The sequence below is a fragment of the Xanthomonas sp. NCPPB 2922 genome, assembly GCF_041520885.1.
GTDB lineage: Bacteria > Pseudomonadota > Gammaproteobacteria > Xanthomonadales > Xanthomonadaceae > Xanthomonas > Xanthomonas campestris.
Window position 1 is genome coordinate 1 of the sequence record NZ_JBGOFY010000015.1, and the last position, 19,851, is coordinate 19,851.

Here is a 19,851-nt window from a genome sequence, read left to right on the forward strand (position 1 = left end):
CGTTGCAGCGCTGCGACACAGCGTCGCAGCGCATTCCGCCGCTGCTGGCGGGCGTAGACTTGTGCGCTGTCCATCGCCTGCCACCGCTGGCCTGCCACCGTGTTGCAGGCGACTTCGATGCTCTCCGCTCGTTCGTTCCATGCACTGCTTTGTCTGTCAGCACGTTCGCGTCTTTCGCGGCGACTGTTGCGGTTGGGCGGCGGGGTCACTGCGCAGTTGCCAGGCGCCGCATTGCCAGCGGTTGCGTGCGCGGGGCGTCCGTGCCGGCAGGCTGGAGCGACGCACGACAGTGCCGTGCCGATGGCCCGCCCCACTTTTTTCTTCGACTTCAGGAGCCCGTGATGGCCCACCCCCACTACCGTCCCCGTCGTATGCGCCACGATGCGTTTTCGCGCCGGTTGATGCGCGAGAACACGTTGACCACCGACGATCTGATCTGGCCGGTGTTCGTGCATGAGTTGCCAGGGCGCGCGCCGATTGCCTCGATGCCCGGCGTCGAACGTCTGTCGCTGGACGAGTTGCTGCGCGAGGCGGAAAACGCGCTGGAACTGGGCATCCCGGTGATCGATCTGTTCCCGGTGATCGACCCGGCCGGCAAGAGCCTGGACGCGGCCGAAGCCTGGAATCCGGGCGGCCTGGCGCAGCGTGCAGTGCGCGCGCTCAAGGCGCGCTTCCCCGAGCTGGGCATCATGACCGACGTGGCGCTGGACCCGTACACCACCCACGGCCAGGACGGTTTGATCGACGCCAAGGGTTATGTGCTCAACGAGATCACCGTCGAGGCGTTGGTGAAGCAATCGCTGTCGCATGCGCAGGCGGGCGTGGACATCATTTCGCCCTCGGACATGATGGACGGGCGTATCGGTGCGATCCGCCGCGCGCTGGATGCCGACGACCATCTCAACGTGCGCATCATGGCGTATTCGGCCAAGTACGCGTCCGCGTTCTACGGCCCGTTCCGCGATGCGGTGGGCAGCGCCGGCAATCTCGGCAAGGCCGACAAGACCACCTATCAGATGGACCCGGCCAACAGTGACGAGGCCATGCGCGAGATCGCGCTGGACCTGGAAGAGGGCGCGGACATGGTGATGGTGAAGCCAGGCATGCCGTATCTGGATGTGGTGCGGCGGGTCAAGGAAGAGTTCCGCGTGCCGACCTTCGCCTACCAGGTCAGCGGCGAGTACGCGATGCTGAAAGCCGCCAGCGCCAATGGCTGGCTGGACGAACGCAAGTGCGTGCTGGAAGCGCTGATGGCGTTCAAGCGCGCCGGTGCCGATGGCGTGCTGACCTACTTCGCGCCGCAGGTGGCGCGCTGGCTGCGCGAGGACTAAGCGCAGCCCTAAGTGCACGAACAGGCGCCTGCGGGCGCCTTTTTTTATATGGTGAGCGATTGAATGCAGTGCGCGCAGCTCCTGCGCCTGCGCAACTGCGATAACGATTCTCATCTACAATGGCGAGCCATCTGCTTCAGGCTGCTCGCGCGTGTTCAAGACGGTTGTGTTCCAACTGCACTGGTTGCTGGGCATCACTGCCGGGCTGGTGCTGTCCGTCATGGGACTGACCGGCGCATTGATGTCCTTCGAGAACGAGATCGTGCGCCTGGCCAACCCGGCCATCGCGCAGCTGGCCGAGCGGCATGCCGCCGGGCAGGCGCCACTGCCCGTGGATGTGCTGGTGCGCCGGCTCGACCTGGCGCCGGGGCAGGGCATCACCCGCATGCTGATCGACCCGACCGGTGGGCGCCCGTCCACGGTGCGTCTGGCCGGCAAGCCCGGCGGCCGTGTGTATTTCGATCCCTACACCGGCGCGCGCGTGGGCGCGCCACGGCTGAGCGGGGCATTCGCCTTTATCGAAGACCTGCACCGGCATCTCACCGCCGGCGAGCGCGGCCAGGCCATTACCGGCGCCAGTACGCTGATCCTGCTGTTCTTCTGCGCCTCGGGCCTGTATCTGCGCTGGCCGCGTCGCTGGTGGAGCCTGCGGACCTGGTGGGCGGTGGAATGGCGGCGGCAGGGGCGCAGTTTTCTGTGGAGCCTGCATGCGGTGTTCGGCACCTGGTGCCTGCTGGTGTATCTGCTGATTGCCTTGACCGGGCTGACCTGGTCTTACACCTGGTACCGCGACGGCATGGTGGCGCTGCTGGGTAATGAGCCGGCGATGCGCGGCGATGGACGCGGGCACCGGCCGCCCCCGGTGGATTTCGCTCGTGTGCAGCGCACCCTCGACGGGATCGCGGGAACCCGCAGCGCGGCGATGGATCTGCGCATTCCCACCCGCGCCGGCCAGCCGTTGAGCGTGCGTTTTCTGCCGGACGCGCCCGCACATGATCGCGCCTATGACAACCTGGAACTGGATGCGCACAGCGGCGTGCTGTTGCGGCGCCAGGACTACGCCCGGCTGCCGCTTGGCCAGCAACTGTTGGTGAGCATGTTCCCGCTGCATTCGGGCAGTTTCTTCGGCCTGCCTGGGCGCATCGTGGTGCTGCTGGCCAGTGCGGGCATGTCGGTGTTCTTCGTGACCGGCTGGATGCTGTATCTGGATCGCCGGCGCAAGAAGCGCGAGCTGCGCGCAGCGCGCGAGGTGCTGCAGAGCGCGCCGCCCGCCTCGCAGGCCGCGCCGTGGCTGATCGGGTTTGCCAGTCAAAGCGGATTTGCCGAGCGGCTGGCCTGGCAGGCGGCCGGCCATCTGCAATCGGCCGGGGTACCGGTGCAGGTGCGCTCGCTGGCACAACTGGATGCGGCGCAACTACAGCAGTCGCGGCATGCGCTGTTTGTCATCAGCACCTTCGGTGACGGCGAGCCGCCGGATGCGGCGCGCGGATTCGAGCGCGAGATGCTGCGGCAGACACTGGCATTGCCACAGCTGGCCTACGCAGTGCTGGCATTGGGCGACCGGCAGTACGCGCGGTTTTGCGGGTTTTCGCGGCGTATCGAACAGTGGCTGGAGGCGCAGGGCGCACGTGCGCTGTTCCCGGCGGTGGAAATGGACCAGACCGATCCGCAGGCCCTGGCGCAATGGCACGCGCAGCTGGCGCAGGTCAGCGGCGCGCCGGTGGCGGCCGTGCCGCTGGCACGCCCGGCGCTGATGGACTGGCCGGTGCGGTCGCGGACCCAGCTCAATCCAGGCAGCGTGGGCGCACCGATCTGGCAGGTGGACCTGCAACCGCCGGCAGAGGCGCAGTGGTTGGCCGGCGACATCCTGGAAGTGCAACCTGCGCATGCCGACGCCGCCGTGCCCGCCTGCCTGCAAGCTTGGGGCTTGGCGGCCGATGCGCTGGTGCATGTGGACGCGCAATTGCTGCCGCTGCACCAGGCCGCCGCCGAACGCGTGCTGCCCGAGCCGCCTGCGCAGCCGCCGGTGCCCGGCACGGTGGCGCAGGCCTGGCTCGATGGCTGCGCGTGGCTGCCGACGCGTGACTATTCCATCGCCAGCGTGCCCGCCGATGGCAGCGCGCAGGTGGTGGTGCGGCTGACCACGCGCGCCGATGGCAGCCCGGGCCTGGGCTCTGGCTGGCTGGTCTGCCATGCGCCGCTGGGCGCACCGGTGCGCGCACGCCTGCGCACGAATCCCGGCTTCCACCGTGTGGACGGTGCGCCGCTGGTGCTGATCGGCAATGGCACCGGCATTGCCGGATTACGCGCGTTGTTGCGCGACGCCGAGCTGGCGGGCGTGCACGGCCACTGGCTGCTGTTCGGCGAACGCCATCGCGCGCACGACCGCTTGTTCGGCGATGAATTGCAGGCCTGGCAGGCCGCCGGACATCTGCAGGAACTGGATTGGGTGTTCTCGCGCGACCAGGCCGACAAGCGCTATGTGCAGCACCGCCTGCGCGAGCGCGGCGAGACGCTGCGGCACTGGATCGACCGCGGCGCCGTCATTTATGTGTGCGGCAGCCTGGACAGCATGGCGCGTGAGGTGGATGCGGCCCTGCGCGAGATCCTGGGCGAGACGCGGCTGGAGTTGCTCACCGCCGCCGGCCGGTATCGACGCGACGTGTATTGAGTGCAGTCCGTGTTGCAGGCGCAGAACTGCGCGGCCACCCAGGACGACCAGCGCATTGGCGTTGCAGGTACTAAGAAGCAGCGTCGATGGATCGAACGTGCTTCAGGCAAACCTCATCTGCGCTGGCAGCGTGGCGATGACATCGACATCGACATCCGGAAAGCCAACACCGCTATTCCCACGTGTATTGAGAGGACCGCATCCCACGCAGCGTGCACAACCAGCCAACGCCTGCGACACGCGCCTCCCCAACACGGTCAACGCAGCATCACCTGACGCAGCGCTCGACCACACTCGACCAACTCACCGACACCCCATCTCGCCATCCACCACCGGTGCCTTCATCCGGTAGATATCCAGCTGGCCGGCGCGCGGCGCGCGGGCGCTGCCGGTCACCAGCAGTTCGCCGGGCTTTGCTGCGTCCACCACTGCGCCAAAGGTGCGTTCCTGCGGGCCGTTGAACGACAGCGGCAGCGGCTGGCCCTGGCCGTAGTGGCCGCCCTTGCAGGCAGCCAGCAACAGCTGACTCGGGCCTGCGGACGTGCAGCGCGCCCATACCAGTGCGCGGCCATCGCCCAGCCAGGCCGCGTCGCGTTCGTCCGCGGCGCTGTTGACCTCGCCCAGCGCTATCGAGGCGATGAAAGCCGCTCCATCCCAATGGGCGACGAACAGGTCCAGGCCGCCGGCACCGCCATGGCCGTCGCTGGCGAACAGCAGGGCGGTGCCGTCCAGCGACAGTGTCGGTGCGGTCTCGTTGCCGCGGCTGTTGATCGCCGCGCCCAGCGATTGCACCGCACCCAGTTGCCCTTGTGCGTCCGCCGGCACGCGATACAGATCGCTCCCACCGACGCCACCGGCGCGCGTGGAGGCGAACAGCAACCAGCGCCCGTCGGCACTGAACACCGGCGTGGTCTCGTCCTGCGCCGTGTTCAACGGCAGCGGCGTGGCCTGCTGCCAGCGTCCGCCGACCAGCTGCGCCTGCCACAGGTCCCAGCCACCCGCGCCGCCCGCCCGATCGCTGGCCCAGACGATGCGCTGGCCGTCGGGGCTGAGCGTGGCGCGTGCCTCGTTGGCGGGCGTGGAGACCACGCCCATGCCCTCGATGCCGAATTCGGCAAGTCCCGAAGCAGACGGGACGAAGAGTAAACTTGCCGCCAGCGCGAGCAGCGTCACTCGAAGTTGCATGGGGTGTTCCTGCCTGAGTCGCGCCCAGTCTAGTCAACCCAGAGAGCGTTTCATGCCCGTATCCCGTTATGCCGTGTTCGGACACCCCGTCGCCCATTCGCTGTCGCCGGCCATCCATGCCGACTTCGGGAAGCAGACCGGCATCGCGCTGGACTACACCGCCATCGACGCCGCGCCGGAGGAATTCACCGCTGCGCTGGAGCGCTTCGCGGCCGATGGTGGCAAGGGTGCCAACGTGACCCTGCCGCTGAAGGAAGCCGCCTTCGCGCTGTCGGCGAGCCTGAGCGACCGCGCGCGCGTGGCCGGTGCGGTGAACACGCTGGTACGCAACGACGGCCAGTGGCAGGGCGACAACACCGATGGCGCCGGCCTGGTGCGTGACCTCACCGAGCGGCACGGCCTGGATCTACGCGGCCGCCGCGTGCTGCTGCTGGGCGCCGGCGGTGCCGCACGCGGCGTTGCGCCGGCGCTGCTGGAGGCTGGCATCACCGAGATGGTGGTGGTGAACCGCTCGCCCGAGCGCGCCGATGCGCTGTGCGATGCGCTGGGCGAACCCGGGCGCGTGGTGTCGCGCTATCTGGAAGACCTGCGCGAGCTGGGCGACTTCGAGCTGATCGTCAATGCCACCGCTGCCGGCCGCGATCGCGACGCCGGTGCGTTCGCGCTGCCGCTGGGCCTGGTCAACAGCCTCACTGCGGCGGTTGACCTGAATTACGGCGCCACCGCCATCGCGTTCCTGGCCTGGGCACGTGCGGCGCAGTGCCGCTACGCCATCGACGGCCTGGGCATGCTGGTGGAACAGGCCGCGGAAAGCTTTGCGCTGTGGCACGGCGTGCGCCCGCAGACCGACCCGGTGTACGACGCGCTGCGTGCGCGCGACGCCGTCCTGGTCAGCGCCGACTGAGCGCGTTGCGATGATCACCACCGATCTGCTGTTGTCCATCGTCACCAGCCTGCTGTCGCGGGTGCCGGTGCTGATTGCCCTGGTGCTGGGCCTGGCGCTGGTCTGGCGCACGCCGCCGGTGGCGGCACGCCGGGCCGCGCTGGCGGCGCTGTGGTTGCTGCTGGCCTGCTCGGTGGCCGAAGTCACGATTCAGGCGGTGGCGTTGTGGTTGATGCAGCAGGGCAGTGTGGCGCGCATCTCGATGGTGATGAGCGTGTCGCGGCTGGTGCTGGTCAGCGTGCAGGGCGTGGCGCTGGGCGTGCTGGTCTGGACCCTGGCCAGTAGCCTGCAACGGGCGCGGCCTACGCCGGAAGCGTTGCAGTGATTCCGCTCAAGGCGATCGCGTTGACCCTGGTCGGGCTGGTCTGTGCCGGGCAGGGCGGTTGGACGCTGCTGCACCCGGAGCGGCTGGCCACGGTCAACCGCGGCGGCCTGCTGTACGAACGCTTCGGGCCAAACGGCGTGGGCGTGGGTATGCTGGTGATGGGCCTGGCGATGCTGGTGATCGGCCTGGTCTGGGCCCGCTACGCCTGGCCGCGCCACGTCTGAAACGGGCGAGCGGCAGTCAGGCGAGCGACAGTCACAGGAGGTGATCGCGCCCGAACTGGCGGCACGCGGGCCCGGTGGCGCATGGTGCTCAGGCCCGCCGCAGCGCGTGCCTGAGCGCGCCACCCTTGCACTTTGCCCAGCGGTTCAGCCGGCGCGCGGCGCGGTCGCAGGCGCTGCGTCGGTCCGTGCGAAAATAGGGCGATGAGTGACATTGCCACACCGGCCGCCCCGTCGGCGCCCGTTCCTACCCAGCGCACCCTGACCGAGCCGGTCAAGGCCGGCATCCGCGAGGCCTACGCCAAGCTGCAGGCCAATACACCCGGCTTCGCCACCCGCCGCGCGCAGAGCCAGATGATCGGCCTGGTGTCGCGCGCGCTGGCCACCTCCGGCGGCATCGGCGTGGCCGAGGCGCCGACCGGCGTGGGCAAGAGCCTGGGCTACTTGACCGCCGGCGTGCCGATCGCGCTGGCCACCAAGAAGAAGCTGGTGATCAGCACCGGCACGGTCGCACTGCAATCGCAGCTGGTGGAACGCGACATCCCCGCCTTCCTCAAGGCCACCGGCCTGGAGGCGACCGTCGCGCTGGCCAAGGGCCGCACCCGGTACCTGTGCACGCGCAACGCCGCCGAGCTGGAAGGCGAAACCAGCCAGAACGGCATGTTCGAGGACGAGCAGGTGCTGTACGACCGCCCGCTCAGCCCGGCCGATGCCGACCTGGCCAAGCGGCTGGCCAAGGCCTACGCCGCACGTACCTGGAACGGTGACCTGGACGACGCCCCGGAGCCGGTGTCGGTGCCGCTGCGCATGCGCGTCACCACGCCGGCCTCCGGCTGCGCCGGACGTCGCTGCAGCTATGCGGCGCAGTGCCCGGTGCTCAAGGCGCGCACCGATGTGCGCGAGGCGCAGATTGTGGTCACCAATCACGCCTTGTTGCTGTCGTCGCTGTCGCTGGGCGATGCCGAGAACGGCCAGCCGCTGATTGCGCCGCCGTCGGACATGTTGCTGGTGCTCGACGAAGGCCATCACATTGCCGGCGTGGCGATTGACCAGGGCGCGGCCAACCTGCCGCTGGACGACATGGCCAAGCGCACCGGCCGCATGCAGATCCTGATCGCCGCCGCGTACCGCGCGGTGGACAAGGACAAGATCGGCAACCTGCTGCCCAGCGAAGCCATCGAGGTGGCCGCGCGCGTGTCCAAGTTGCTCAAGGCGTTCCATACCGAAGTCGAACGCGTCTGGAAGCCCGAACCCGGCGAGCGCGATCCGTTGTGGCGTGCGCCCAACGGCAAGCTGCCGCCGCAATGGGGCCCGGCGATCGAAGAACTGGGCGAGGAAACCCGCGCGCTGTTCAACTGGGTGCACGCCGCACACGGCACCGTGGCCAAGGGCAAGCAGGACGATGCCGCGCGCGAGCGCCTGCAGCGCAGCCTGGGCATGGCGCTGGAAATGGCCGAGCAGCAGCACAATCTGTGGAGCGGTTGGCGCCGCGAAGACAAGGACGGCCAGCCGCCGATGGCGCGCTGGATCACGCTCTCGCGCGATGGTGATCTGATCTGCCACTGCTCGCCGGTCTCCGCCGCCCAGGTGCTGCGCACCCTGCTGTGGAACGAAGTCGATTCGGTGGTGATGACCTCGGCCACGCTGACCGGCGGCGGCGATTTCCAATCCTTCGCCATCGACAACGGTTTGCCCGACCATGCCGAAATGGCCTCGCTGGCCTCGCCGTTCGATCTGCCCAACCAGGCCGAGTTGATCGTGCCCAATTTCCCGGTCACCCCCGACGATCGCGAAGGCCATCCCAAGGAAGTCGCCAAGTATCTGGTGCGCGAACTGGACTGGGCCGCCAAGGGCAGCATCGTGCTGTTCACCTCGCGCTGGAAGATGGAAAAGGTCGCCGACCTGCTGCCGCTGGCCCAGCGCAACCGCGTGCTGGTGCAGGGCGAAGGCAACAAGTCGCAACTGATCACCGAGCATCTGCGCCGGATCGCGGCAGGCGAGGGCTCGGTGCTGTTCGGCTTGAACTCCTTCGGCGAAGGTCTGGATCTGCCCGGCGAAGCCTGCACCACGGTGGTGATCACCCAGGTGCCTTTCGCCGTGCCCACCGACCCGCAGACCTCCACCTTGAGCGAGTGGCTGGAAAGCCGCGGCCACAACGCGTTCAACCTGATCGCCATCCCGCACGCACTGCGCACGCTCACCCAGTTTGCCGGCCGCCTGATCCGCAGTTCCAACGACCACGGCCGCGTCATCATCCTCGATTCGCGCCTGCTCACGCGCCGCTATGGCAAACGCATCCTCGATGCGCTGCCGCCGTTCAAGCGGGTGATCGGGCGGTGAGCCCGGTGTGCGTGCATCGGCCTGCGCGCTTGACGGATGCGCGCAGCGCGCGGTGCAGCGGATGGATGCGCGATGCCAGGCACGGTGCAGATCCACGCACCCATACTGCTGCTTGGCGAGGTGGGCGTGAGCTAGTCTCGCGTGCAGCCATGGTGATCATTGCGGCATCAGTGGCAGCTGGCAGGCGTGTCTTGAGGTGATGCAGGAGAGACAGCCTGCTCCATGCAGTAGACGAGCAGCACGCTGGAGCGTGCGTCTTGCAAGCACACGGCATGTCGCTGTCGCGCGGTTGAGAAATGCGTGCCTGCATTGCCATTCGCATGCACATCCGCGGATCGCTGCCTTGATCAGGCCTGCCAAGTAAGTCACCGTCTTGACCAGGCACGCATGCGTGCAGCGCAGCATTTATAGCGCGCAGCGCACGCAACGCACGGCAGCCGCTGACCATCGCCGCGAGATGCTCAACGCAAAGACGAAGCATGCAGCGACGATCTGCAACACGCTGCCGATGCATTTGGCGATGCATATCACGCTACGCAGTCATCATCATGTTCCCCTATCGCAGCGATCAGAACTAACGACTTCTCACGCATCAGCTGGCTAGCCATGATTCAGCACCTTCAACTTGAGCTGACGCCATGCGCCCTGGATCCCTCATGGTGCTAGCCCTGCTAGCCCCCACGCTGATCGCCCCGCCGGTCTTCGCCCAATCCGTCCTGACCCGCGACAATGGCGCCAAGGTTGGCGACAACCAGAATTCGCAGACCGCCGGTGCCACCGGCCCGACGTTGCTGCAGGACGTGCAACTGATCCAGAAGCTGCAGCGCTTCGATCGCGAGCGCATTCCCGAGCGCGTGGTGCATGCGCGCGGCACCGGCGTCAAAGGCGAGTTCACCGCCACTGCCGATCTGTCCAACCTGACCAAGGCCAAGGTGTTCAGCGCCGGCGAAAAGACCCCGGTGTTCGTGCGGTTCTCCTCGGTGGTGCACGGCAACCATTCGCCGGAAACGCTGCGCGACCCCCACGGCTTCGCCACCAAGTTCTACACCAGCGAAGGCAACTGGGATCTGGTCGGCAACAACTTCCCCACCTTCTTCATTCGCGATGCGATCAAGTTCCCCGACATGGTCCACGCGTTCAAGCCGGATCCGCGCACCAACCTGGACGATGATTCGCGTCGTTTCGATTTCTTCTCGCACGTGCCCGAATCCACCCGCACGCTGACCCTGCTGTATTCCAATGAAGGCACCCCGGCCGGCTATCGCTTCATGGATGGCAACGGCGTGCACGCCTACAAGCTGGTCAACGCGCAGGGCGAAGTGCATTACGTCAAGTTCCACTGGAAGACGCTGCAGGGCATCAAGAATCTCGACCCCAAGCAGGTCGCCGCGGTGCAAGCCAAGGACTACAGCCATCTGACCAACGATCTGGTCGGTGCGATCAAGAAGGGCGACTACCCGAAGTGGGACCTGTACGTGCAGGTGCTCAAGCCGGACGACCTGGCCAAGTTTGACTTCGACCCGCTCGATGCCACCAAGATCTGGCCGGATGTGCCGGAGCAGAAGGTTGGCCAGATGGTGTTGAACAAGAACGTCGACAACTTCTTCCAGGAGACCGAACAGGTCGCGATGGCGCCGGCCAATCTGGTGCCGGGTATCGAACCGTCGGAAGACCGCCTGCTGCAGGGCCGTATCTTTTCGTACGCCGACACGCAGCTGTACCGCATCGGTACCAATGGCCTGAGCCTGCCGGTCAACCGTCCGCGTGTGGCCGTCAACAATGGCAACCAGGACGGCGAAGCCAACACCGGGCACACCACCAGCGGCGTGAACTACGAGCCGAGCCGTCTTGAACCGCGTCCGCAGGACACCGCCGCCCGTTACAGCGAGCTGCCGTTGTCGGGCACCACCCAGCAGGCCAAGATCACCCGCGAGCAGAACTTCAAGCAGGCCGGTGAGTTGTATCGGTCCTACAGCAAGAAGGATCGTGCCGATCTGGTGCAGAGTTTTGGCGAGTCGCTGGCCACCACCGACACCGAGAGCAAGCACCTGGTGCTGTCGTTCCTGTACAAGGCCGACCCCGAGTACGGCGCCGGTGTCACCCGCGTGGCCAAGGGCGATCTGGCGCGCGTGAAGCAGCTCGCGTCGACCCTGCAGGACTGATCCACCCGACGGTATCGCGGCGCCATGCCGCGGTGCCGTCCTTCGTTTCGGGAGAGCGAGATGCGCACTCTGTTGTTTTTAGCGTGGTCGGCGTTGGCCGTAACCGCCAACGCTGCCTCGCCGGCACCGGTCGCGGCCAAGGCGCCGACCGCGGCGGCAACGCCTGCACAGATCAAGACACAGCTGCAGACCTACTTCTTCGACGCCGCGCGTGAGGGGCGTCAGGACATGCTGGGCGAATTCATCCGCTCGCATTACGACCTCAATACGCGCGACGAAAAGGGTTACACCGCGTTGATCCTGGCCGCGTATCACGGCCAGGCCCCGGCAGTGGAACAGTTGCTGCAGGCCGGTGCGGACCCGTGCGCGCAGGACAAGCGTGGCAATACCGCGCTGATGGGCGCGATCTTCAAGGGCGAGCTGGCCATCGCCAAGCGGCTGATGCAGGCCGACTGCGCGCCGGACCAGCGCAACAATGCCGGCCAGACCGCGGCGATGTACGCCGCGCTGTTCCAGCGCACTGACGTGCTGAAGGATCTCGCCGCCAAGGGAGCGGACCTGAGCATCAAGGATGCGCAGGGCAATGAAGTGACCAAGCTGCAACGCGGCGAATTCGCCACCGCGCCGGCACGCTGAAGGCGCAGCAGCGCCTCAGCGTGCGAGAGGGCAATCGTTCGTGTGCGTGCCGAACGATTCCGCAGGCGGCATCGGGGGTTGGTGATGTCGTCCCGCCCCCGCAACACGCCAGGCGACAGCCAGGGATGAGGGTCCCTGCTGCTGGCTCCTCTTTGCACCGTTGCAATGATCTGGCGCTCCGGCATAGACATCCACGGTGGCGCGCAGCCCGTCGACCACCCCGATTTCCGCCGACCAAATCTCACCAGCAACACCGTCGGTTTTCCGCCGCACGTGCGTTGGAATGCCGACACGCGTGGTCGTTTTTCTGCGCTGCTGTCAGGGAATTTCTGACGCGCAAACCCTTGCACGCCAAGGGTTTGACATTTATCTGAGCGCTCGCTGACTTGCGAAAAAAGCGGCGATAAAAACCTCAAAAAATCCTTCAAGAAAGGTCGGCGAACGCCGATGCTGGAGCTATCGCACCCTGGAACCCCCGGACCATGAAGCTCGATCCCTCCATCCCGTTTCTGATGTCCCTGCTGTCCATGGTGCTGTGCACCGCGACAGCTGTCGTGGCCCTGGTGTTCGGTCAGGTGCATCTGCTGGCCAAGTCGTGGAGCTTCTACACCGTGATGGGCACCGCCCTGATCACGCTGGTCGCCTCGTACCACGCACTCGGCAAGCCGCTCAGTATTGAAGAACGCGCCAGCATCCGCAGCTGAGGCGGATGGTGATGGGGGAGCGCCGCAGCGCTCACCCCGGTAGCGGACGAAAGAAGCTCCGCTCGTCACTGATGATGCACCGCGTGTGCTCGGCATACGCAAACGCCGCCAGGCACTCGGCGTCCTCTAGTGAAGCGCTCCGATAGCGCTCGTACGCGGCAAGCGACGCTGTTGTTCGCCCTTCGGACGGCAGCAAGTCGCCATGATGCTGGCCGCCACAGCGCGTCACCAGCGGGATCCACAAGCGCGCGTACTGTTCGAACTCGGCCAGCAGGTAGGGTCGATCACATAGCGCAGCGAACAGCTGATTCTCGAGCAGGGCCCGACAGCAAGGGGCGCCAGCATGCACGCCGCGCTGCCGCAGATTCAGCGCCTGCCGTGTAAGCTGTTGATCCTGCTCCGCATTCCAGGCCGCCGGTTGCGCGGCCCATCGTCGATGACTCTGCCCCCTCCCGCTGCGTACGCCGATTCCCTGCGCCTGTCCGTCGCCCCGATGATGGACTGGACCGACCGTCATTGCCGGGTCTTCCACCGGCTGCTGGCGCCGTCGGCGCGGCTGTACACGGAAATGGTGCACGCCAATGCGGTGATCCATGGCGATCGCCAGCGCCTGATCGGCTTCGATGCGGTCGAGCACCCGCTGGCCCTGCAACTGGGCGGGAGCGATCCTGCGTTGCTCGCCCAGGCGGCGCAGATCGCCCAGGCGTGGGGTTATGACGAGATCAATCTCAATTGCGGCTGCCCGTCCGATCGGGTGCAGGCCGGGCGCTTTGGCGCCTGCCTGATGCGCGAGCCGGCGCTGGTGGCGGATTGCGTCGCGGCCATGTGCGCGGCCACCGCCCTGCCGGTTACGGTCAAGTGCCGCCTGGGTGTGGACGACGATGACGACTACGCCGTGTTTGCCGGCTTCATCGACCAGGTGGTCGGCGCTGGCGCCGCCATGGTGGTGGTGCACGCGCGCAACGCCTGGCTCAAGGGCCTGTCGCCGAAAGAGAACCGCGAAGTCCCGCCGTTACGGTACGACTGGGCCTACCGCCTCAAGCAGGAGCGTCCGGCCTTGCCGGTGGTGCTCAATGGCGGCATCGCCAGCGTCGAGGACTCCCTGGCACATCTGCAGCACACCGACGGAGTGATGCTGGGCCGGGCCGCCTATCACGACCCGTACGTGCTGCATCAGCTGGAGGCGGCCTTGTCCGGGCGCCCCGAGCGCGCGCGCGCAGACCTGCTGCAGGCCTACCAGCCCTACGTGCAGGCGCAACTGGATCAGGGGCTGGCCCTGAAGCACATGACCCGGCACATCCTCGGCTTGTTCCACGGGCAGCCCGGCGGCCGGGTGTTCCGCCAGGTGCTGAGCGAGGGCGCCCATCGCCCCGGCGCGGGTTGGGAGCTGGTGGAACAGGCGTTACAGCGCACCGACGATCAGGCGCGGCGTATTGCTGCCTGAACAGTCGGTACCTCCAAGACGAAAGTTCGGCCCGGTTTTTGCAATCTTCGGGCATGGGCAGCTGCTGTACGGTTGAGGCATGCCAGCGGCATGCGCCATCGCGATTGCGCCAGCTATCCACTCCAGTCCTTTCCCGGAATTGCCGTCTAGATGTTCATTTCACTGAATGGCGTTAACACCGAGCTAAAAAGTTCAGATCGGATTCACCCCGAAAAATCAAGAATTTGGCTCGATTTCTGCGGCTGGCATTGGTGTGACACGGTGCCGGTTTCACGAATTTTGAATGTTTCTGAACAACCCGCTAGGATTCATCCGTGACCCAGCCCTTCCACACGTCCCGTCGTCTCGCCCTGGTGGCCCTCTGGGTTGCTGTGGTCGCGCCGTCCGCGTGGGGGCAGGGATATCCGATGGCGCAGGCCGGTCGCGAGGGCGTTGGCCCGCGCGACAGCCGTTCTTTTTCGGACACCATTCGCCGCGTGCAGCGGTCTACCGGTGGACAGATCCTTGGTGCGGAGAGTGTTCCGTTTGGCGATAGCCGGCTGACGCGCGTCAAGTACATGGACGAACGCGGCCGCGTGCATATCGTCTACCACCCCGAAGGCGGGCAAGGCGGTCCACCGCCGGCCAATGCACGCAGCCCGGCACCATCTCCGTCCGACGCGCCGCCACCACCACGCGCCGATCACCAGTAAGCGCAGATACTTCTGCGTTCAGTGACATAAATCCCCTGGCCTGTGGCCACACAACGTAAGTAGGGAGAGTGCATGCGTATCCTTTTGGTCGAAGACGAAGCTCCGCTGCGCGAGACCCTTGCCGCGCGCCTGAAGCGCGAAGGCTTTGCTGTTGACGCTGCCCAGGACGGCGAAGAAGGTCTCTACATGGGCCGTGAAGTGCCGTTCGATGTCGGCATTATCGACCTGGGCCTGCCCAAGATGTCGGGCATGGAACTGATCAAGGCGCTGCGCGACGAGGGCAAGAAATTCCCCGTGCTGATCCTGACTGCGCGCTCGAGCTGGCAGGACAAGGTCGAAGGCCTCAAGCAGGGTGCCGACGATTACCTGGTCAAGCCGTTCCACGTCGAAGAGTTGCTGGCGCGCGTCAATGCGCTGCTGCGTCGTGCGGCCGGCTGGAGCAAGCCGACGCTGGAATGCGGCCCGGTGGCCCTGGATCTTGCTGCGCAGACGGTGAGCGTCAACGGCGCCAACGTGGATCTGACCAGCTACGAGTACAAGGTGCTGGAATACCTGATGATGCATGCCGGCGAACTGGTCTCCAAGGCCGACCTCACCGAGCATATCTACCAGCAGGATTTCGACCGCGACTCCAACGTGCTGGAAGTGTTCATCGGTCGCCTGCGCAAGAAGCTTGACCCGGATGGTGAGTTGAAGCCGATCGAGACCGTGCGTGGTCGCGGCTACCGCTTCGCCATCCCGCGTACCGAAGGCTGAGTCAGCGCAGCGGCGATCGGCCAGTGTCGGGACGTTCCAAGTGGTATCGGCGCTGGCGGCCGCGCTCGTTGCAGGCCCGCCAGCTGTTGGCCGCCAGCCTCAGTCTGGTGGCCTTTCTGGCCTTGGCTGGCTACGCCCTCGACGTGGCGTTCGCCGACACCGCAGAGAAGAATCTGCGTGAGCGGCTGAAGAACTACGCCAACGCCTACACCTACAACATCGACTTCGTCCGCGATGGCTCGCTGTACCTCGGCGGCCAGCCGCCGGACCCGCGCTTCGACGTGCCGGGCGGCGGCCTGTATGTGGAAGTGGTGCGACCTGACGAAAGCTATACGTCCGTATCGGCCGAAGGGCCGAGCATTCCGCATGGGCGCATGCTGGAGCCGCGGCAGGAAGAATTCATCGGCCCGCTGGAAATGACCCAGATCGACGGCAGCCCTGGGCAGGTCTATCGCTACGGCCTAGGCGTGAGCTATGTCGAGCGCGAGAACGGCGGCGAGATCCCGTACACCATTTATGTGATGGAAGATGCGCGCTCGATGGGCGCGCAGTTGCGCGTGTTCCGCGGCGCGGTGTGGTTCTACCTGGGCAGTGCCGGTGTGGTGCTGTTGGTGCTGCAGGCCTTCATCCTGCAGTGGAGCCTGCGCCCGCTGCGGCGAGTGATCAACGAGCTGACCAAGGTGCAGCGCGGCGAGATCCAACGCATGAGCGAACAGCATCCGCGCGAGCTCGAACCGCTGACCGAAAGCATCAACGCCTTCATCGAAAGTGAGCGCGACAACCTGGATCGCCAGCGCAACACGCTGGCCGATCTGGCGCATAGCCTCAAGACGCCGATCGCGGTGTTGCGCACCCAGCTCGATAGCGGCCAGTCCGAGCGCGATCTGCATGAGGAAATGGATGTGCAGTTGCGCCGCATGAATGATCTGGTGTCCTACCAGCTCGCTCGCGCGGCTTCCAGCGGCCACAAGCTGTTTGCCGCGCCATTGCCGATCGAGCCGACCGCCGAGGAAATCGTGCGTGGCCTGGAAAAGGTCTACGCGGCCAAGGGCGTGTTGTGCGAATTCGATATTTCGCCCGATGCGCGTTTCCACGGCGAGCCGGGTGACTTGCAGGAGCTGTTGGGCAACCTGTTGGAGAACGGCTTCAAGTGGGCGCGCAGCCGCGTGCTGCTGACCGCGCAGCCGGGCCCGACCACGGGCAGCCGCCGCGCCGGCATGATTCTGTCGGTGGAAGACGATGGCCCCGGCATTGCGCCGGAAGATGTGGCCAAGATCCTGCAGCGCGGTGTGCGTGGCGATGAGCGTGTGCAGGGCCATGGCATCGGCATGTCGATCGTGCAGGACCTGATCAAGGCCTACCGCGGCGAGCTGCAGGTGCTGCGCTCGCAGGAGTTGGGCGGCGCACGCTTCGAAGTCACCCTGCCGCCAGGCTTGTAACTGACACCCACGGTTGCATGAACCCGTTGCGACTGCCGCGCGGCGCACCGACAACCGTTTAACGCCTCACGCGTTGCCTTGACCATACTGGGCCGGTGTTCGGCCGCCACGATGGAGAGCGACGCCATGCAGAGTGAAGCTGCCACGTCCGCGCGGGTGATACGCGGCCGCGATTGGGCTGGCGTGTTTGCCGCGGGCTGGCTGCTTGTCTGCAGCGCGGTGGCCACCGCCGCGCCGGCGCCGACACCGCAGCAACTGCAATGGCTGCAGCGCGCTACCTACGGTGCCAGTGCGGAGAACGTGGCGCAGTTGCTGCGGCTGGGCCAGGCGCGTTACAGCGCGGCCCTGCTGCAAGCCAGCGACGATGCAGCGTTGCCTGCACCGGTGCGCGCGCAGCTGCAGCAGTTCGATGCATTGCATACCCCGCTCGACACCTTGCTGGTGCAATACGAGGCCGACAAGGCGCGTTTGCAGGCGATGCCCGATGGCGATGACAAGGTGGCCGCGAGCAAACAGTGGCGCGCGCGCGGTGGGCAGATGCTCACCCAGGCGCGCCAGGCGCAATTATTGCGCGCGGTGTATGCGCCGGATCAGATGCGCGAGCAACTGGTGTGGTTCTGGCTCAATCATTTCAGCGTGTATGCCGACAAGGGCCGCGTGAAGTGGATGGCCGCCGATTACATGGAAACCGCCATCCGCCCCAATGCCACCGGCAAGTTCGCCGATCTGGTGATGGCCACGCTGCAGAGCCCGGCGATGCTGGAGTATCTGGACAACGCCAAGAATGCCAAGGGCAAGGTCAACGAGAACTACGCGCGTGAGCTGATGGAGCTGCATACGCTCGGCGTGGATGGCGGCTACACGCAGCAGGATGTGCAGCAGCTGGCCTTGATACTCACTGGCGCCGGCCTGGTGCAGGTCAAACGCGAGGGCCTGGTGCCGCCGCCCGCCAAGGATCAAGCACAGGTCGTGCGCAAGGGGCTGTTCGAATTCAACCCGGCGCGTCATCAGCCCGGCGACAAGACCTTGCTGGGTCAGCGCATTGCCGGTGGCGGCCTGGATGAGATCGAGCGCGCCGTGCAACTGCTGGTACGGCAGCCGGCGTGCGCACAGTTCATCTCGCACAAGCTCGCCGAATACTTCGTCAGCGACAAGCCGCCTGCGGCGTTGGTGAAGCGCATGGCCGCCACGTTCCAGCGCAGCGACGGCGACATCGCCCAAGTGATGCAGACCATGCTCGCCGCACCGGAATTTGCCACTGCGCAACCGCGCAAATTCAAGGACCCGAATCGTCTGGTGGTATCGGCGATGCGGCTTGCCTACGACGGGGAAGTCATCACCAATGCCGCGCCGATGGTGAGCTGGGTGCAGCAACTCGGTGAGCCGTTGTTCGGACGGATCACGCCGGATGGATGGTCGCTGCAATCGCAGGCCTGGACCAGTTCCGGGCAGCTGGCACGTCGGTTCGAAGTGGCACGCACGCTGGGCAGCGCGCCGGTGCAGTTGTTTCAACGTGACGATGTGCCGCAAGAGCTGAGCAATGCGCGCAAACCACCACTGACGCGTATCGATGCGCGCCCCGCGTACCGTTGGCTGCAACCATCGCTGTCGGCGCCGACGCGCCAGGGGCTGGAGCAGGCGCGCACACCGCAGGAGTGGAATGGGTTCTTGCTGTCTTCGCCGGATTTCAACTATCGCTGAGCGGGAGTGCACCGATGCAACGACGTCAATTTTTGCTGGCCTCCGCTGCCGCTGCGAGTCTGCCGTGGAGCGGCCGCCTGTTTGCTGCCCCACGCGACAGCGCACGCATGCTGGTGGTGTTCCTGCGCGGCGGCTACGACAGCAACAATTTGTTGGTGCCGCATGGCAGCGATTTCTATTATCAGGCGCGTCCGACGCTGGCGATCGCCCGGCCAGACACAAACAATCCGCGCAGCGCGCTGGCACTGGATGCGCAGTGGGGTCTCAACCCGGTGGTGGGGGAGTCGTTGCTGCCGCTGTGGCAACGCAAGCAACTGGCGTTCGTGCCGTTCGCCGGTACCGATGATCTGTCGCGCAGCCATTTCGAAACCCAGGACGATATCGAATCCGGCCAGGTGGCCACGCAGCGCCGCGATTACCGCTCCGGCTTCATGGCGCGGTTGTCGGGTGTGCTCAGCGGGGTGCCGGCGATCGCCTTTACCGACTCCTTGCCGCTGACGTTCCAGGGCGCCGGCGATCTGCCGAATGTCTCGCTCAAGGGCATTGGCAAGCGCGGCCTGGATGACCGCCAGGCGCAGATCCTGGCGCAGATGTATGGCGCCACGCCGTTGGCCGCGGCCGCGCGCGATGGCCTGGCGTTGCGGCAGCAGGTGACCACCCAACTGCGCGAGGAAATGGAGCAGGCCGGCCGCGGTGCGGCCAGCGCACGCACCTTTGCCGACGAGACCCGACGCATGGCGACCTTGATGCGCGACCGCTACCGGCTGGGATTTGTGGATGTTGGTGGATGGGACACGCATGCCAACCAGGGCAGCGTCGAAGGTGGGCTGGCCAATAACCTGCGCAACCTCGGGCAGGGCCTGGCCGCCTATGCGGACGCGCTGGGGCCGGCATGGCAGGACACCGTGGTGGTGGTGATTTCCGAGTTCGGGCGCACCTTCCGCGAAAACGGCAGCAAGGGCACCGATCATGGCCACGGCACCGCGTACTGGGTGCTGGGCGGCGCCGTGCATGGCGGGCGCATCGCCGGCGAGCAGGTCGCGGTGGCGCAGGCGCAACTGCTGCAGAACCGCGATTACCCGGTACTCAACAATTACCGTGACCTGTTTGGTGGCCTGTTGGGCCGGCTGTGGGGCTTGTCGCCATCGCAGCTGGAGCGGGTATTCCCCGGCGCCAGGCCGCGCAATCTTGGGCTGGTCTAAGGCAGCAAACCAATGCAGTCACGATGATGCAGAACCTGCGGCACGGCGTATCAGGTGCGCGTGCGTTGCCGGCACTGCGGCAGTGATCGCAAGCGATGC

The 19,851-nt window shown here is 66.3% G+C and carries 18 protein-coding genes; 16 read left to right on the plus strand and 2 right to left on the minus strand.

Translation table 11 applies throughout. The annotated features are described in order from the left end of the window. A partial coding sequence (locus ACD584_RS15715) for a hypothetical protein (protein WP_372357309.1) occupies positions 1 to 209 on the minus strand: 209 nt, incomplete at its 3' end. Between the two features lie 132 nt (positions 210 to 341). Here ACD584_RS15715 and hemB point away from each other — a divergent pair. After that, positions 342 to 1,331, plus strand: a complete 990-nt coding sequence (gene hemB, locus ACD584_RS15720) for a porphobilinogen synthase (RefSeq protein ID WP_076035800.1) — start codon at positions 342 to 344, stop codon at positions 1,329 to 1,331. Positions 1,332 to 1,482: 151 nt separating this feature from the next. Further along, positions 1,483 to 4,002, plus strand: a complete 2,520-nt coding sequence (locus ACD584_RS15725; RefSeq protein ID WP_076035801.1) for a sulfite reductase flavoprotein subunit alpha — start codon at positions 1,483 to 1,485, stop codon at positions 4,000 to 4,002. A gap of 303 nt (positions 4,003 to 4,305) precedes the next feature. Here the strand turns inward: ACD584_RS15725 and ACD584_RS15730 are convergent, their stop codons facing one another. Beyond that, positions 4,306 to 5,187 (minus strand): PD40 domain-containing protein, encoded by an 882-nt coding sequence (locus tag ACD584_RS15730; RefSeq protein WP_076035802.1) that lies wholly within the window; start codon positions 5,185 to 5,187, stop codon positions 4,306 to 4,308. Positions 5,188 to 5,239: 52 nt separating this feature from the next. Between ACD584_RS15730 and aroE the strand changes: the two genes are divergently transcribed. The 14 genes from aroE (at position 5,240) to ACD584_RS15800 (ending at position 19,752) form a co-directional block, all read left to right on the plus strand. Then, positions 5,240 to 6,091, plus strand: coding sequence for a shikimate dehydrogenase (gene aroE, locus ACD584_RS15735; protein ID WP_076035803.1), 852 nt, complete (start codon positions 5,240 to 5,242; stop codon positions 6,089 to 6,091). 10 nt (positions 6,092 to 6,101) lie between these two features. Next, a complete protein-coding gene (locus tag ACD584_RS15740) occupies positions 6,102 to 6,455 on the plus strand; it encodes a hypothetical protein (RefSeq protein ID WP_070693810.1) in 354 nt (117 codons plus the stop codon). Further along, positions 6,452 to 6,679 (plus strand): hypothetical protein, encoded by a 228-nt coding sequence (locus ACD584_RS15745; protein ID WP_070693808.1) that lies wholly within the window; start codon positions 6,452 to 6,454, stop codon positions 6,677 to 6,679. Before ACD584_RS15740 ends, ACD584_RS15745 begins: the two co-directional genes overlap by 4 nt. Before the next feature lie 201 nt (positions 6,680 to 6,880). Next, positions 6,881 to 9,016: an ATP-dependent DNA helicase DinG gene (gene dinG, locus ACD584_RS15750; RefSeq protein ID WP_040942022.1), complete on the plus strand. Its 2,136-nt coding sequence runs from the start codon at positions 6,881 to 6,883 to the stop codon at positions 9,014 to 9,016. 656 nt (positions 9,017 to 9,672) lie between these two features. Continuing rightward, complete coding sequence (gene katB, locus ACD584_RS15755) at positions 9,673 to 11,178, plus strand: catalase KatB (RefSeq protein WP_014506212.1); 1,506 nt, start codon at positions 9,673 to 9,675, stop codon at positions 11,176 to 11,178. Positions 11,179 to 11,238: 60 nt separating this feature from the next. After that, positions 11,239 to 11,814: an ankyrin repeat domain-containing protein gene (locus ACD584_RS15760; RefSeq protein ID WP_011039020.1), complete on the plus strand. Its 576-nt coding sequence runs from the start codon at positions 11,239 to 11,241 to the stop codon at positions 11,812 to 11,814. A 165-nt stretch (positions 11,815 to 11,979) separates the two neighbouring features. Beyond that, positions 11,980 to 12,147, plus strand: a complete 168-nt coding sequence (locus tag ACD584_RS15765) for a hypothetical protein (protein ID WP_154727161.1) — start codon at positions 11,980 to 11,982, stop codon at positions 12,145 to 12,147. Between the two features lie 149 nt (positions 12,148 to 12,296). Next, on the plus strand, positions 12,297 to 12,518 hold the full coding sequence (locus ACD584_RS15770) for a hypothetical protein (RefSeq protein ID WP_175611473.1): 222 nt from the start codon (positions 12,297 to 12,299) through the stop codon (positions 12,516 to 12,518). Positions 12,519 to 12,954: 436 nt separating this feature from the next. After that, positions 12,955 to 13,962: a tRNA dihydrouridine(20/20a) synthase DusA gene (gene dusA / locus ACD584_RS15775; RefSeq protein ID WP_076037696.1), complete on the plus strand. Its 1,008-nt coding sequence runs from the start codon at positions 12,955 to 12,957 to the stop codon at positions 13,960 to 13,962. Between the two features lie 371 nt (positions 13,963 to 14,333). After that, positions 14,334 to 14,654 carry a hypothetical protein gene (locus tag ACD584_RS15780; RefSeq protein WP_223648076.1) on the plus strand — a complete coding sequence of 107 codons (321 nt, stop codon included), beginning with the start codon at positions 14,334 to 14,336 and terminating at the stop codon, positions 14,652 to 14,654. A 72-nt stretch (positions 14,655 to 14,726) separates the two neighbouring features. Then, complete coding sequence (locus ACD584_RS15785; protein WP_002808458.1) at positions 14,727 to 15,410, plus strand: response regulator transcription factor; 684 nt, start codon at positions 14,727 to 14,729, stop codon at positions 15,408 to 15,410. Positions 15,411 to 15,478: 68 nt separating this feature from the next. Continuing rightward, a complete protein-coding gene (locus ACD584_RS15790; RefSeq protein ID WP_170873898.1) occupies positions 15,479 to 16,849 on the plus strand; it encodes an ATP-binding protein in 1,371 nt (456 codons plus the stop codon). 111 nt (positions 16,850 to 16,960) lie between these two features. Next, positions 16,961 to 18,550 carry a DUF1800 domain-containing protein gene (locus ACD584_RS15795; protein WP_076035804.1) on the plus strand — a complete coding sequence of 530 codons (1,590 nt, stop codon included), beginning with the start codon at positions 16,961 to 16,963 and terminating at the stop codon, positions 18,548 to 18,550. A gap of 14 nt (positions 18,551 to 18,564) precedes the next feature. Next, positions 18,565 to 19,752, plus strand: a complete 1,188-nt coding sequence (locus ACD584_RS15800; RefSeq protein WP_040942018.1) for a DUF1501 domain-containing protein — start codon at positions 18,565 to 18,567, stop codon at positions 19,750 to 19,752. Positions 19,753 to 19,851 lie beyond the last annotated feature (99 nt).